Genomic DNA, 14,377 nt, shown 5'->3' with positions numbered 1-14,377 from the left:
GCCCGCTGTCAGCCGTTTCTCGCATCGGGACGAACCCTGGTTTGACCCGGATGAGGCACGTCACCCGATCCCAGGGGTCCGGACTGCAACAGCGACGGGCTGTCCGACGTTGGCGGTCGAGAGCTGGTCGACGAACCTGAGGCACGTGGTGCGCATGGTGTCCACCGTCATGGCCCGCGAGCCCGCCAGCACCTGGAGTGCGAGGCCGTCGAGCATGCTGACCATCATGTTCGCCAGTTCGAGCGGGTCGCCGGACGGGTGGATGTCGCCGGAGGCCTGGCCGTCGCGGAAGATGCTCGCCACGATGTCGCGCCACTCGCCGTAGAAGCGCTCGTTGAGCTCCTGCAGCTCCGGGTTGCGGATGGCCTCGACCCAGAGCTCGACCCAGACCTTCCACGCCTCGACGGTCTCGGCCCCCTCGGGCAGGTACGACTCGACCACCATGCGCAGGCGCGAGAGCGGCGGCTCGTCGGACTCGAGGATCCAGCGGCGGCGCGCCACCGAAACCTCGAAGCAGTGCTCGAAGGCCGCGTCGGTGAGCTCGCGCTTGGTCTCGAAGTAGTAGTGCACCGTGCCGCCGGACACGCCGGCGTCCTTGGCCACGTCGGACACCCGGAGATGGCGGAAGCCCTCAGCCGCGATCACCTTGCAGGTGGACGCGAGGATCTGCGCCTTGCGTTCGGCTTCCACGCTTGGACGGGGCATCCGTCACCTCCTGATTTAGCCCGAACCTTACCGAAACAGGGAGCGGAGCTTGCGCTTGTCGACCTTTTCCGCCTCGGTGAAGGAACGACGCGGGAACGATCATCACCCCTCTGGGCTGGTGATGCTCACCCAGTTCGACCACCACCGAATCACGAATCCTGTCGACATCGACATCCGGACTTTCGCCGGTGTCCAACCCGGCATCGGCCGTTTCGCTCAACCGGGGTTCGGCCCTTCGGCCGTCCACAGCCGACCGTCCGTGGACGGCCGCTCCACTCGAGATCGACATGGGGCGTACGTCCAGTGCACGCCCAGGGCTCGTACGCTGATCCGGTGGTCGCACCCCCCATCGCGCCGGAATCGCCGGAACTGTCCGCGCGCAGGCGAAGAGTGAGCCGTCCGGTGTTGTCGCGCATGGCACTCGCCGTCGCCGGCGGCGTGCTGATCTACCTGAGCTTTCCGCCGCGTCCGCTGTGGTTCCTGGCGCCGGTCGGGTTCGCGCTCCTCGCGTACGTGATCTACGACCGGCGTGCGCGCGCCGGGTTCGGGTACGGGCTGCTGTTCGGGCTCGGGTTCATGGTGCCGCTGCTGCGGTGGACCGGTGAGTTCGTCGGCCTGATCGCGTGGCTGCCGCTGGCGCTGGTGTGCGCCCTGATGATCTCGATCGGCACCGCCGCGATGGCGTTCGCCTCGCGCGTGCCGGGATGGCCGCTGTGGGCCGCGTGCCTGTGGGTGGCGGACGAGGCGTTGCGCGGCGTGGTCCCGTTCGGCGGCTTCACCTGGGGCAAGGTCGCGTTCGGGCAGCCGGAGGGCTGGTTCCTGCCGCTCGCGTCGCTGGGCGGGGCGCCGCTGGTGACGTTCGCGGTGGTGCTGACCGGCTTCGGGCTGTTCTGGCTCACGAAGAACTGGAGGCTCGGCCTGCCGCTGTTCGTCGTGCCGCTGGTGGTGGGCCTGGTGGTGCCCGTGGGCGTGGACGCCTCCGCCGGGACCGTCACCGTCGCCGCGATCCAGGGCAACGTGCCGCGCGCCGGGCTCGACTTCAACGCGCAGCGCCGGGCCGTGCTCGACAACCACGCCAAGCGCACCCTGCAACTGGCCGCCGACGTCGCCGCGGGCAGGGAGAAGCAGCCCGACGTCGTGATCTGGCCGGAGAACTCGTCGGACATCGACCCGTTCCGCAACCCCGACGCCGCCTCGGTGCTCGACGCGGCCGCCGACGCGATCAGGGCACCGATCGCGGTGGGCGCCGTGGTGCTCGACAAGAACGACGGGCTGCCGCGCAACACCGTGGTGCTGTGGGAGCCGGGCAAGGGGCCCACGGACACCTACACGAAGCGCAAGCTGCAGCCGTTCGGCGAGACGATGCCGATGCGGTCGTTCTTCCGGCTGTTCGCCTCGGAGGTGGATCGGGCGGGCGTCTTCCAGCCCGGCACGGACCCCGAGGGTTTCGTCATGGGGCCCGCGAAGGTCGCACTTGACACATGTTACGAAGTGGCGTTCGACTCAGTGGTCCGCGACTCCGTGACGGCCGGCGCGACGATCATCGCGATCCCGACGAACAACGCCACGTTCGGGTACACGGAGATGACCTACCAGCAGCTTTCCATGTCCAGACTGCGGGCGGTGGAGCACGGCCGGGCCGTGGTCGTGGCGGCCACCTCAGGTGTCAGCGCGATCGTCGAACCCGACGGTTCCGTCACTCGGAAGACTGGGCTTTTCGAGCCTGGTGCCCTGGTCGCGACACTGCCGCTGCGGTCGCAGACTACGCTGGCGACTTGGCTAGGAGCCTGGCCCGAGTGGGTGATGACCGCTGCGGGCCTCGCGGCGTTGGCGCTGGGCTTCACCCGACGACGGAAGGACTCGAATGGCGCAGCAGCCTGACCAGGAACTCGGGCAGGTGCTGGTGGTGATCCCGACCTACAACGAGCGGGACAACATCGGAAAGATCGTCAAGAGGCTGCACACGGCACTGCCCGACGTGCACGTGCTGGTGGTCGACGACGGCAGCCCCGATGGCACCGGCCAGCTCGCCGACGAGATGGCGGCCGCCGACGACCGCGTCCACGTGATGCACCGCACCGAGAAGGCCGGGCTGGGCGCCGCGTACGTCGCGGGCTTCCAGTGGGCGCTCGACCGCAACTACGGCGTCATCTGCGAGATGGACGCCGACGGCTCGCACGCCCCGGAGCAGCTGCACCGGCTGCTCGACGCCCTGCCGCAGGCCGACCTGGTGCTGGGCTCGCGCTGGGTGCCGGGCGGCGAGGTCGTGAACTGGCCGACGCAGCGCAAGCTGCTGTCGCTGGGCGGCTCGCTGTACTCGCGGCTCGCGCTGGGCGCGAACATCCGCGACATGACGGGTGGCTACCGGGCGTTCCGCGCGGACACCCTGCGCAAGCTGAACCTCGCCTCCGTCGCGTCGGCCGGGTACTGCTTCCAGATCGACCTGCTGTGGCGGACGCTGGAGCTGGGCTTCCGGGTGCGCGAGGTGCCGATCACGTTCCTCGAGCGCGAGTTCGGCGAGTCGAAGATGAGCGGCAACATCGTCCGCGAGGCGCTGATCCGCGTGACGAAGTGGGGCCTGCGCCGCCGCGGCAACCAGGTCAAGGACCTGTTCACCGGCAAGCGGAAGTAGTCGCGCGACCACTTCGGACCGTTCGTCGTGGACGGTCCGAAGTGGCGGCCGTCATTTCCAGTACTTCCCGTCGGTCGGGCACACGTGGCCCGATCCGTCGCACACGGTGCAGTCCCCGAACATCCACTGCACCTTCCCGTTGCCCTTGCACGTGTCGCAGCGAATCGTGCTGCCGTGGCACTTCCTGCAGTTCGCGGGTCTGCCGTTCCAGGCCATTGTCGCCTCCGGGGATTCGTGTGAACCTCCTGTCGCACAGGGCCGCGCGATCGTTTCCCGATCAGGGAAAATTCGTGCTCGAAGGTAATCAGCGGGCATCACCTTTGTTCCCGTCCGGGCTTCACCCAGGTCCTGAACGGGTATAACCCCGGCATGACGCTGGTATCCGAACGCCATCCCCTCCGCGCTCTCGGCCTGTTCGCGGCGGCCGTGCTGGTGACCGCCGTGGTGGGGTCGCTGTTCTCCGTCTCCGCCGGGTCGACCTACATGGCGCTGGAGCAGCCTTCCTGGGCGCCGCCCTCGTGGCTGTTCGGTCCGGTGTGGACGCTGCTCTACGTGATGATCGCGTTCGCCGGGTGGCTGGCGTGGCGGGCCGGGGCGACACGGCGCGAGCTGACCCTGTTCGGCGTGCAGCTCGTGCTGAACGCGGCCTGGACGCCGTTGTTCTTCGGCCTCGGGTGGTTCTGGGTGGCGTTCGCCGAGATCCTGGTGCTGTGGCTCGCGATCGTCGCGGTGATCGTGGTGTTCACCAGGCGCAGCAAGGCCGCCGGCCTGCTCCTCGTGCCCTATCTGGGCTGGGTGAGCTTCGCGGCGGCCCTGAACCTGTCGATCGCCGTCCTCAATTGACCGGCGAGTTGCTGCGCGACCGTTCGACCGCGGTCGTCGCGATGCCGAGCACGATCATGCCCGCGCCCAGGCCGAGGTGCAGCCAGTTGTCGGCCGTGTTGACGGGCAGGAAGTTCGCGTCGGTGTGTTCGCCGATGGCCGAGCCGTAGACCCACAGGAACACGTAGACACCGCCGCCCGCCACCAGGAACGCACGGGCGAACTGGGACCGCTTCGCGGCGAGCAGGCCGAGGACGCCGAACAGCAGGTGCACGAGGTTGTGCAGCACGGAGACGGCGAAGAGGCCGAACAGGAGGGCGCCTGAGTGGCCCGCGAAGCTCAGCTCGTCGTACTGCGTGGTGATGCCCGGGATGAAGCCGAGCACACCGACGAGCAGGAACGCCGCTCCCACCACTGAGGCTGCCGTGTGAACTGGTCGCATGTGAGGTGGCTACCCGGTGACGGCCGGGATGAACTCCCGCAGCACCTCCATGCCGGTCATCGTGGGTGCTCCGGCCGGTTCGGGGCCGAGCACGCGGGCCAGGATCGGGCCGAGCACCTCGCGGAAGAAGCGGTCGGCGTGGTCCTTGCTGTCCCACACGGCGATGACCCGGAACTCGCCGTCCGCCCGGCAGGCGTAGCGGGCGCGCAGGCCGTCGGGGGTGGCCGAGCCCATCACCTGGTCGAGCTGGTCGAGGGACTGGGTGGGCGGGGTCGCGATGGTGAGCCACATGGGGTCCTCCTCGGTCGGTGTTGCTCCCAAGGTAGGAAGTTCTGGCTGGTCAGCCATCCGCCGGAGTACTCGGTGAGGTACTCATCCACGCCGCGATCTGGCTGCGGGTGCTGAAGCCGAGCTTGGTGAGGACGTGCTGGACGTGGTTCTGGGCGGTCCGTTCGGAGATCACCAGCCGGCGCGCGATCTGCCGGTTCGTCAGGCCCTCGGTGACCAGCGTCGCGACCTCGTGCTCGCGGCTGCTCAGCTCGGTCGTGGTGAACGCCGTCATGCCCAGCGAGCGGATCACCCGGTCCGCCGCGCGCTGCACGGCGTCGGCGTCGCGGCCCAGGGCGCGCAACGCCGCCGCGAGATGCCAGCGGGCCTCGGCGGCGAACGCGGGGGCTCCCGCCCGGGAGGCCTCGTCGACGGCGGTGGTGAGCTCGGCGACGGCCTGCTCGTGCTCGCCGAGCGCCAGGTGACCGCGGCCGAGCGCGAGGGTCACCGGACCCATGTACGCGACGCCGTTGCCTGCCGCGTGCTCGCCGCGGAACTCCGCGAGCCGGGGCAGGATCAGGCGCAGGTCGTCGGTCAGGCCGAGCCCCGCCGTCACCAGGACGGCGTCGACCAGCCCGGGCAGCACGAAGAACGCGGGCAGGTCCCACTCGGCGATCGGGCCGGAGCGGCGGTAGAACTCCAGGGCCTCGTCGCGCAGACCCGCGCGCAGCAACAGGAACGCCCGCGTGAGCTTCGACATCAGCCGGAACCGCGGCGGCGGGTCGTGGAAGTGGCGGGCCAGTGCCAGGCCGTCCTCGGTGGGGGCGAGGTGGCAGGAAAGCCCGCACTGCAAAGCGAAGTAGGCGCCCGACGCCGGTTCGCGCTCGATCACCCGCATCCGGTCGTAGCCCCGCCGCCCGACCTCCTGGGCCTCCGCGAAACGGCCCTGTGCCTGGGCGATGCACGCCGTCACGACGTCGAGGTGCCACAACGGAACCTGACCGCCGACGCGTTCGCAGGCGAGCTTGAGCGCCGGCAGTTCTTCTTGCGCGGCAGCGAGTTCACCGCTCTCGACCAACGCGTGGATGCGCCACAGCGAACCCCACATCGCGCCGCGCGGACTGTGCGTGCGGTGCGCGAGGGCGATCATCTCGGTGGCGAGGCCGAGGCGTTCGGCGCGACCGGCCGGACCGGGACACGCCTCCTGCCTGGCGTGCAACGCCTCCGCGAGCGCGCGGTCGTCGCCCCGTGCCAGGCGCAGGGCCTCCCGGCTGAGTTCGTCGAGCCTGTGCTGTTCGCCGCGGTAGAACGCGAGGTGGCTGCGCTGGGCGAGCAGGCGGGCGCGCGTGGCCGGGCTGACGTCGTGGCGAAGAGCGTTGTCGCACAACGGGGTCGCGATCGCGTTGACGCCCGCGCCGGGTGCTGCTTCGAGGACCAGCGCGGCTTCCGCGATCTCCTCGGGCGTGCCGGCCAGTTCGGCGGCGCGCTGGGCGGCCTGGACGCACCCCGCGAGATCCCCGGCGAAGTAGGCGGCCCGGCCCAGTGCCACCTGGACCTCGTGGCTGTCGGCGAGAGCCGCCGCGGCGCGGTAGAGGCGTGCGCCCTCCTCGTAGGCCAGCCGGGTCACCGCGTCCTGCGCCGCGCGGATCGTCCAGGTACGGGTTTCCTCCGTCGCACCGCAGGCGCTCCAGTGCCGGGCGACGTCCGCGTAGCGCGTGCTGCCCGCCATCGCCTCGGCGATCCGGCGGTGGAGCGCGCGGCGTTCGGCGGGGGTGAGCGCGGCCTCGACCGCGTCCCTGGTCAGCGCGTGCACGAACCGGTGCCCGGTGGCGTCGATCAGCGTCATGGCCTCGTCCAGCGCGCCGAGCGGCTGTTCCGAGGCCGCCGCGGCGAGGCCGGGGTCGAAGTCACGGCCGATCAGCGCCGCCGTCTTGATCAGCTCACGGGCGTCGGGGGAGAGCCGGGCGAGCCGGGCGGTGACGATGTCGCGGACGCTGCGGGGCGGCTGGTCCGCACGCCACGTGCCGTCCTCGACCGCACGGGCGATCTCCGTGACGAACAACGGGTTACCGCTGGTCAACTCCATGATCGTGGCCGCGTGCGCGGCACCGGCCAGTTCGGCGACCTCGTCGGCGGACAGCCCGTGCAGGTCGATCCGGTCGGCCGAGCGCATGAGGTCCGCGACCGCCGGGCACGGATCGCGGAAGGTCGCGAACAGCAGCACGTTCCGCAGTTGCGTGGCGAGGTGGGCGAGCACGAGCAGCGACGCCTCGTCGGCCCAGTGGACGTCCTCGACGATGATCACCAGTCCGTCGCGGTCCAGTGCGGACGCGATCGCGTCGAACACCCGGAACCTGTCCTGCGGCACCTCGGCGTCGTGCGCGAGCACCCGGTCGGGATCCGCGCCGGCCGCCTTCAGCACCTGCCGCCACGGCCAGAACGCCGGTGCGCCCGCGGTCTCGACGCAATGCCCCCACACGACCTCCCGGCCGACCGCGAGCGCGTGCCCGGCCAGTTCCTGGGCCAGCCTCGTCTTGCCGATGCCCGGCTCGCCGCCGCAGAGCACCAGCCGTCCGGTCTCCGCCGCCAGCCACGACCGTGCCGCGGCAAGCTCACGAGCACGCCCCACGACCTTCACGCCTGGATATCGCTCCGCCGTGCGACCTCGTTTCCTGCGAATACCGCGATAAATGGTTGACCGCCGGTCGCGCGCTCCGGCAAGGTAGCCCGCATGCGCCGCTATCGCAGCTGTCCGCCCAGCTCAGGCTCTCCGTCGTGACGCCGTAAGGCCTCGCCGACGTCGAGAGCCGCCCTCACCGTGAGAACGGGTGAGGGCGGCTTTTTCGTGTGCTCGAAAAGTGGTCGAACAATGGTGGAGAGGGGGCTGTGGAGCCCCGCCCGTCTGTAAAACGGGAGCCTCGCGCAGAGTCGGTTCGACTCCGACCTCCACCACCAGCCGTTGCGCCAGCGGGGTGAAGCCCGCAACGCCCTCCTCCCTCCCCGCGACCTACAGGTGGAGGAAGGGGAAACATGTCCATCGACATCCAGCAGCCCCGGCCGCAGGGCCTGGTCGGCAGCCGCGTCCACATCGCCGGCACCGCGGGCGGAGCGTTCGAGGCTCAGTTCAACTACCGGATCCACGAGGGTCACGACGAGGTCGTGGGCGGGTTCATGGCCGGGGACGGGACCGGCGGCCACGGCCAGTTCCAGGTGCAGGTCGACGTGTCGGGTGCGTCGTTCGCGCTCGACCGGCTCTTCGTCGAGGTGTTCTGGGTGTCGCCGAAGGACGGCGCCGAACTCGACAAGATCATCGTGCCGGTCGTGTACGGGCCGCGGATCGTGCCCGGCTACCGGGTCTACCAGGAGTACGAGATCAAGCCCGGTGACACGCTGTGGGGGATCGCGACGCAGTTCTACGGCGCCGGCAACCTCTACCCGCGCCTGGTGCGGGCCAACCCGCACGTCATCACGGATCCCAACGTGATCACCCCTGGGACCGTGATCCGGGTTCCGCAGTCCTGAACGCCGCGGGCCCTCCCTCGACGCGGACAAGGGGGAGGACCCGCGTTCTTTCGGTCAGAACACCTCTGTGATCGCGCCGACACACCTGGTCGTGAGTTCGGACACGGGCTCAAGTGAAGCTGTGCCGAGGACCTGGTGCCTTGTTGGTTTCATACAAAGCACGCTGCTCAACTCGTTCCGCTCCAGCGGTTTTGTTACCGGGTAGTAGACGAGAGTGTGTACATCGATTGGGCGGCGACTGCCGCTGAGGTTGTCTGTCCGCGAGGAGAGAAGTCGTTGTTCAGTCGTGTAGCGATCGTCAACCGCGGGGAAGCCGCAATGCGGCTGATCCACGCCGTCCGTGAACTCGCAGCCGAGTCAGGGGAACGGATCGAGACCGTCGCCCTGTACACCGATGTCGACAAGTCGGCGCCGTTCGTCCGAGAAGCCGACCTCGCCTACAACCTCGGCCTGGCGGCGGACCGTCCGTACCTGAACCTGCAGGTGCTGGAGAAGGCGCTCGTCGAGACGAAGGCCGACGCCGCGTGGGTCGGCTGGGGCTTCGTCGCCGAGATCCCCGAGTTCGCCGAACTGTGCGAGAAGGTCGGCGTCACGTTCGTCGGCCCGTCCGCCGAGGCCATGCGCAAACTCGGTGACAAGATCGGCTCGAAGCTGATCGCCGAGGAGGTCGGGGTCCCGGTCGCGCCGTGGTCGCGCGGTGCCGTCGAGAACCTCGAGCACGCCTTGAAGGTGGCCGAGGAGGTCACCTACCCGCTGATGCTCAAGGCGACCGCCGGTGGTGGTGGCCGCGGCATCCGCAAGATCACCTCGCCTGCCGAGATGGAAGAGAACTTCGACCGCACCAGCATGGAGGCCGAGCGCGCGTTCGGCTCCGGCGTGATGTTCCTGGAGCGCCTGGTCACCGGCGCCCGGCACGTCGAGGTGCAGGTCATCGCCGACGGCCAGGGCACGGCGTGGGCGCTCGGCGTCCGCGACTGCTCGGTGCAGCGGCGCAACCAGAAGATCATCGAGGAGTCGGCCTCCTGCGTGCTGGAGCCGCACCAGGTCGACGAGCTGAAGGCGTCGGCGGAACGGCTCGCGAACGCGGTGGGCTACCGCGGCGCGTGCACCGTCGAGTTCCTCTACCACCCCGGCGAGAAGCTCTTCGCGTTCCTCGAGGTCAACACCCGCCTGCAGGTCGAGCACCCGATCACCGAGATCACCACGAGCTTCGACCTGGTCAAGGCGCAGCTGCACGTCGCGGGCGGCGGCAGGCTCGAAGGCGAGAAGCCGGTCGAGCTCGGCCACGCCGTCGAGGCCCGCCTGAACGCCGAGGACCCGGACCGCGACTTCGCGCCGTGCCCCGGCACGATCGTTCGGCTGGAGCTCCCCGCCGGCCCCGGCATCCGCGTCGACACGGGCGTGGCCGAGGGCTCGCAGATCCCCGCCGACTTCGACTCGATGATCGCGAAGATCATCGCGTACGGCCGCAACCGCGACGAGGCGCTGGGCAAGCTGCGCCGCGCCATGGCCGAGACGACCGTCATCATCGAGGGCGGCACGACCAACAAGAGCTTCGTGCTCGACCTGCTCGCCGAGCCCGCCGTGATCGACGGCTCCGCCGACACCTCGTGGATCGACCGCGTCCGCGCCGACGGCGGCCTGATCTCGCACCGCCACTCCGCGATCGCCCTGGCGGCCGCCGGCATCGAGGTGTACGAGGACGAGGAGCAGATCAACCGCACCGAGCTGCTGGCGTCCGCCCGTGGCGGCCAGCCGCGCACGAACCACGAGGGCGCGGTCAAGCTGGAGTTCGTGCTGCGCGGTCAGCCGTACGTCGTGACCGTCGCCCGCGTCGGCGCCGCGAGCTACCGCGTCGGTGTGTCCGCCGCCGACTCCGACACCGTGCTGACCGGTGACGTCGACGTCGAGCGGTTCGACCACCACGTCGGCCAGATCACCGTCAACGGCGAGCGGTTCCGCGTCGTCACCGGCACGCACGGCCCGGTCCACCAGGTGGAGGTCGACGGGGTCACCCACCGGGTCACCCGTGACGAGGGTGGTGTCCTGCGCTCGCCGATGCCCGCGCTCGTCGTCGCCACGCCGCTCGCGGTCGGTGCCGAGGTCGAGGCCGGGGCCCCGGTCCTGGTGCTCGAGGCGATGAAGATGGAGACGGTGCTGCGCGCGCCGTTCCGCGCCCGCCTCAGGGAGCTGAACGTCGTCGTCGGCACCCAGGTGCCCGCCGGTGGCGCGTTGCTGAAGCTCGAGGAGATCGAGGACGAGGCCGGCGCCGTCGAGGAGCAGAAGTCCGAGTCGGCGGTGGAGCTGGAGCTGCCCGCGCCGCGCACGGACGTCCGGCCGGAGGAGCTCGTCGCCAGCGGCATCGACGACCTGCGCAACCTGTTGCTGGGCTTCGACACCACCGCCGCCGACACCGAGCGGGTGCTGAAGAACTACATGAGCGCGCGGCACGACCTGCCGGAGCGTCCGCTGGTCCAGGAGGCCGAGCTGCTCGGCATCTTCGCCGACCTGTGCGACCTCTCGCGCAACCGTCCCGCCGGTGAGGACTCCAAGCCGGAGAACCACATCCACTCCCCGCGCGAGCACTTCCACACCTACCTGAAGACGCTCGACGCCGACCGCGCGGCGCTGCCGGAGAGCTTCCGCGCCCGCCTCCAGAACGTGATCGGCCACTACGGCATCACCGAGCTCGACCGCACCCCGGAGCTGGAGCAGGCCGTCTTCCGCATCTTCGTGGCGCTGCGCCGCGGCGTGTTCGACGCGGCCGTCGCGACGACCGTGCTGCGCCAGTGGGTGCAGGAGGCGCCGCCGGTCGAGTCGGAGCGGGTCCGGATCGGCCTGGTGCTGGAGCACATCGTCGCCGCGACGCAGGTCCGCTACCCGGCGGTGGCCGACCTCGCCCGCAGCGTCGTGTTCACCTGGTTCGCCCAGCCGCTGGTGCGCCGCAACCGCGCCCGCGTGCACAGCGAGGTCCGCAAGCACCTGATCCACCTCGACGCGCACCCGCGGGCGGCGGACCGCGAGGAGCGGATCGTCGCGATGGTGGCGTCGGCCGAACCGCTGGTGCGCCTGCTCGGCCAGCGCATCGGCAAGCCCGGCGCGGACAACACCCCGCTGCTGGAGGTGCTGGCCCGCCGCTACTACACCAAGAAGGCGCTGGAGAACCCGCGCGTGCACGGCGCGTTCTTCATCGCGGAGAACGAGCCGGAGCAGACCCGTCTCGTCTCGACCGCGGTGGAGTTCCCGTCGCTGGTCGACGCCATCGGTGACGTCGTCAAGCACGGCACCGGAAGCGCGGTCGTCGCGGACCTCTACGTCAACTGGCCCGGCGGTCCGTCCGACCAGGACGAGATGGCCGCCGGCCTGGGCGCCGCCCTGGCCGCGCACCAGCTGCCGCCGACGATCACCCGCATCACCACCACGGTGGCGGGCCGCCGCGGCGAGTCGATGCACCACCACTTCACGTTCCGCCCGTCGTCCAACGGGTTCGCGGAGGAGAGGCTGGTGCGCGGGCTGCACCCGCGCATCGCCGAACGCATGCAGCTGGAGCGGCTGCGGGAGTTCGACCTCACCCGGCTGTCCTCTGTGGACGAGGACGTCTACCTGTTCCGCGCCGTGGCCAAGGCGAACAAGTCCGACGAGCGCCTCGTCGCACTGGGCCAGGTCCGCGACCTGACGCCGTTGCGCGACGACGAGGGCCGGATCGTGGCCCTGCCCGCCGCCGAGGACGTCCTGGCGACCTGCCTGGACGGCATCCGCAGGGCTCGCGCGCAGGCCGGTGGCCGCACTCGCCTGGCCACCAACCGCGTGGTGCTCTACGCGTGGCCGCCCACCGAGCTCGGCTCGAAGGACCTGGACGCGGTGGCTCAGCGCGTCCTGCCGACGACCGCCGGCCTGGACCTCGAAGAGGTCCTGTTCCTGGCGCGCCGCCGCGACCCCGTGTCCGGTGACGTCTCCGACATCGCGGTGCGGATCGCGAACGACGCCGGTTCCGGCGTGCGGTTCTCGTTCGTGCAGCCGCCGACGAACCCGATCCAGCCGTTGGACGACTACCGCCAGAACGTCCTGCGTGCCCAGTCGCGTGGCACGATCTACCCGTACGAGCTGGTCGACATGCTCGTCGGCGACGGCGGGTCCTTCGTGGAGCACGACCTCGTCGACGGCGCGCTGGTGCCGGTCGACCGCCCGCGCGGTGGCAACAAGGCCGGCATCGTCGTCGGTGTCGTGACGACGCCGACGCCCGCGTACCCCGAGGGCATGAAGCGCGTGGTGCTGCTCGGCGACCCGACGAAGTCGCTGGGTGCGCTGGCCGAGCCCGAGTGCTCGCGGGTGATCCACGCCATCGACCTCGCCGAGGAGCTCTCCGTTCCGCTGGAGTGGTTCTCGCTGTCCTCCGGCGCGAAGATCTCGATGAGCTCCGGTGTCGAGAACATGGACTGGGTGGCCGCGGCGCTGAAGCGGATCGTCGAGTTCACGCAGGACGGTGGCGAGATCAACGTCGTCGTCAACGGCATCAACGTCGGCGCCCAGCCGTACTGGAACGCCGAGGCCACGATGCTCATGCACACCAAGGGCATCCTGGTCATGACCCCGGACTCGGCGATGGTGCTGACCGGCAAGCAGGCGCTCGACTTCTCCGGTGGCGTCTCGGCCGAGGACAACTACGGCATCGGCGGCTACGACCGCGTCATGGGCCCGAACGGCCAGGCGCAGTACTGGGCCCCGAACCTGCGGTCGGCGTTCGACGTGCTGCTCGGGCACTACGAGCACAGCTACATCGCACCGGGCGAGACCGGTCCGCGCCGTGTGTCCACTTCGGACCCGTCCGACCGCGATGTCTCCTCGTACCCGCACGTGGTGGGAGACAGCCCGTTCAACACCGTCGGCGAGATCTTCTCGATCGAGTCGAACCCGGACCGCAAGAAGCCGTTCGACATCCGCACGGTCATGCGCGCCCTGTCCGACCAGGACCACGACGTGCTGGAGCGCTGGGCCGGCATGGCCGACGCCGACACCGCCGTCGTCCAGGACGTGCACCTCGGCGGCATCCCGGTGACGCTGCTCGGCGTCGAGTCGCGCGGTGTCGCCCGCACCGGCTTCCCGCCCACCGACGGCCCGGACACCTACACCGCCGGCACGTTGTTCCCGAAGTCGTCGAAGAAGGCGGCCCGCGCGATCAACGCGGCCTCGGGCAACCGCCCGCTCGTCGTGCTGGCGAACCTGTCCGGTTTCGACGGCTCGCCGGAGTCGATGCGGGAACTGCAGCTGGAGTACGGCGCCGAGATCGGCCGCGCGATCGTCAACTTCCGCGGCCCGATCGTGTTCACCGTGATCTCGCGGTACCACGGCGGCGCGTTCGTGGTCTTCTCCAAGGCCCTGAACCCGTCCATGACGGTGCTCGCGGTCGAGGGCTCGTTCGCCTCGGTCATCGGTGGCGCGCCCGCCGCGGCCGTGGTGTTCGCCCGTGAGGTGGACGGCCGCACGGCCAACGACCCGCGCGTGAAGAAGCTGGAGTCCGCGGTGGCCGAGGCCTCCGGTGCCGAGCGGTCGGCCCTGACCACCGAGCTGGCGTCGACGCGGCAGTCGGTGCGGACCGAGAAGCTGAACGAGATGGCCGCCGAGTTCGACCGGGTGCACAGCGTGCAGCGCGCGGTCGAGGTCGGGGCGGTCGACGCGATCATCTCGGCCGCGCAGCTGCGGCCGGCGATCATCAAGGCGATCGAGGACGGTCTCGCGAAGTAGTTCTGCCGCTTGAGGAGGAGCCCGGTCATCCGCTGGATGGCCGGGCTTTTCCTTGAGGTGGCTACGGGCGTCTGCAAGTACCACCAACTCTTGATCGAATCGCCGTCAACTACACCCAACCTGTTCGCTGTCCGCCGAACTCGATTCCGTTCCAGTAAGCCCGGTTGAGGCTGTTGGCGGTAGTTAAGTGCCTGTTGATGTTGGGTTGGTGGTACTTGCAGACGCCATCAGGGCCAGGTGACGGT

At 70.1% G+C, this 14,377-nt stretch carries 9 protein-coding genes and 1 tRNA gene; 6 read left to right on the top strand and 4 right to left on the bottom strand.

Features of this window, described 5'->3' with window-relative positions:
- Positions 1 to 60: 60 nt before the first annotated feature.
- A complete protein-coding gene (locus tag SK571_RS33525) occupies positions 61 to 705 on the bottom strand; it encodes a TetR/AcrR family transcriptional regulator (protein ID WP_319988114.1) in 645 nt (214 codons plus the stop codon).
- Between the two features lie 333 nt (positions 706 to 1,038).
- On the opposite strand from SK571_RS33525, the gene lnt reads away from it, so the two are divergent.
- The 3 genes from lnt to SK571_RS33510 all read left to right on the top strand — a co-directional run bounded on the left by lnt (position 1,039) and on the right by SK571_RS33510 (position 4,180).
- A complete protein-coding gene (gene lnt / locus SK571_RS33520; protein WP_319988112.1) occupies positions 1,039 to 2,586 on the top strand; it encodes an apolipoprotein N-acyltransferase in 1,548 nt (515 codons plus the stop codon).
- Entirely contained in the window at positions 2,570 to 3,337 is a 768-nt protein-coding gene (locus SK571_RS33515; protein ID WP_266035384.1) for a polyprenol monophosphomannose synthase, read from the top strand. Before lnt ends, SK571_RS33515 begins: the two co-directional genes overlap by 17 nt.
- A 369-nt stretch (positions 3,338 to 3,706) precedes the next feature.
- A complete protein-coding gene (locus SK571_RS33510) occupies positions 3,707 to 4,180 on the top strand; it encodes a TspO/MBR family protein (protein ID WP_319988111.1) in 474 nt (157 codons plus the stop codon).
- Here the strand turns inward: SK571_RS33510 and SK571_RS33505 are convergent.
- From SK571_RS33505 to SK571_RS33495, 3 genes are read right to left on the bottom strand one after another with little or no spacing between them, the layout of a single operon-like run.
- A complete protein-coding gene (locus SK571_RS33505) occupies positions 4,173 to 4,601 on the bottom strand; it encodes a DUF4383 domain-containing protein (RefSeq protein ID WP_319988110.1) in 429 nt (142 codons plus the stop codon). The genes SK571_RS33510 and SK571_RS33505 overlap by 8 nt on opposite strands.
- 9 nt (positions 4,602 to 4,610) lie before the next feature.
- A complete protein-coding gene (locus SK571_RS33500) occupies positions 4,611 to 4,892 on the bottom strand; it encodes a hypothetical protein (protein WP_319988109.1) in 282 nt (93 codons plus the stop codon).
- Positions 4,893 to 4,941: 49 nt separating this feature from the next.
- Positions 4,942 to 7,506, bottom strand: coding sequence for an ATP-binding protein (locus SK571_RS33495; protein ID WP_319988108.1), 2,565 nt, complete (start codon positions 7,504 to 7,506; stop codon positions 4,942 to 4,944).
- A gap of 233 nt (positions 7,507 to 7,739) precedes the next feature.
- Here SK571_RS33495 and SK571_RS33490 point away from each other — a divergent pair.
- The 3 genes from SK571_RS33490 to SK571_RS33480 all read left to right on the top strand — a co-directional run bounded on the left by SK571_RS33490 (position 7,740) and on the right by SK571_RS33480 (position 14,132).
- Positions 7,740 to 7,823, top strand: a tRNA-Tyr gene (locus SK571_RS33490).
- Between the two features lie 75 nt (positions 7,824 to 7,898).
- Positions 7,899 to 8,390 carry a Gmad2 immunoglobulin-like domain-containing protein gene (locus SK571_RS33485; RefSeq protein WP_319988107.1) on the top strand — a complete coding sequence of 164 codons (492 nt, stop codon included), beginning with the start codon at positions 7,899 to 7,901 and terminating at the stop codon, positions 8,388 to 8,390.
- Positions 8,391 to 8,666: 276 nt separating this feature from the next.
- Complete coding sequence (locus SK571_RS33480) at positions 8,667 to 14,132, top strand: ATP-binding protein (protein ID WP_319988106.1); 5,466 nt, start codon at positions 8,667 to 8,669, stop codon at positions 14,130 to 14,132.
- Positions 14,133 to 14,377 lie beyond the last annotated feature (245 nt).

The organism is Lentzea kristufekii (genome assembly GCF_033949925.1).
GTDB lineage: Bacteria > Actinomycetota > Actinomycetes > Mycobacteriales > Pseudonocardiaceae > Lentzea > Lentzea kristufekii.
The sequence above is the reverse complement of the archived record's forward strand: the minus strand, read 5'-3'. Positions and strand labels throughout refer to the sequence as shown.

Bases quoted from the DNA above. Each gene is read 5' to 3' on its own strand.
- SK571_RS33515 (WP_266035384.1), top strand. From the start codon at position 2,570: ATGGCGCAGCAGCCTGACCAGGAACTCGGGCAGGTGCTGGTGGTGATC.
- SK571_RS33510 (WP_319988111.1), top strand. From the start codon at position 3,707: ATGACGCTGGTATCCGAACGCCATCCCCTCCGCGCTCTCGGCCTGTTC.
- SK571_RS33500 (WP_319988109.1), bottom strand. From the start codon at position 4,892: ATGTGGCTCACCATCGCGACCCCGCCCACCCAGTCCCTCGACCAGCTC.
- SK571_RS33525 (WP_319988114.1), bottom strand. From the start codon at position 705: ATGCCCCGTCCAAGCGTGGAAGCCGAACGCAAGGCGCAGATCCTCGCG.
- SK571_RS33505 (WP_319988110.1), bottom strand. From the start codon at position 4,601: ATGCGACCAGTTCACACGGCAGCCTCAGTGGTGGGAGCGGCGTTCCTG.
- SK571_RS33485 (WP_319988107.1), top strand. From the start codon at position 7,899: ATGTCCATCGACATCCAGCAGCCCCGGCCGCAGGGCCTGGTCGGCAGC.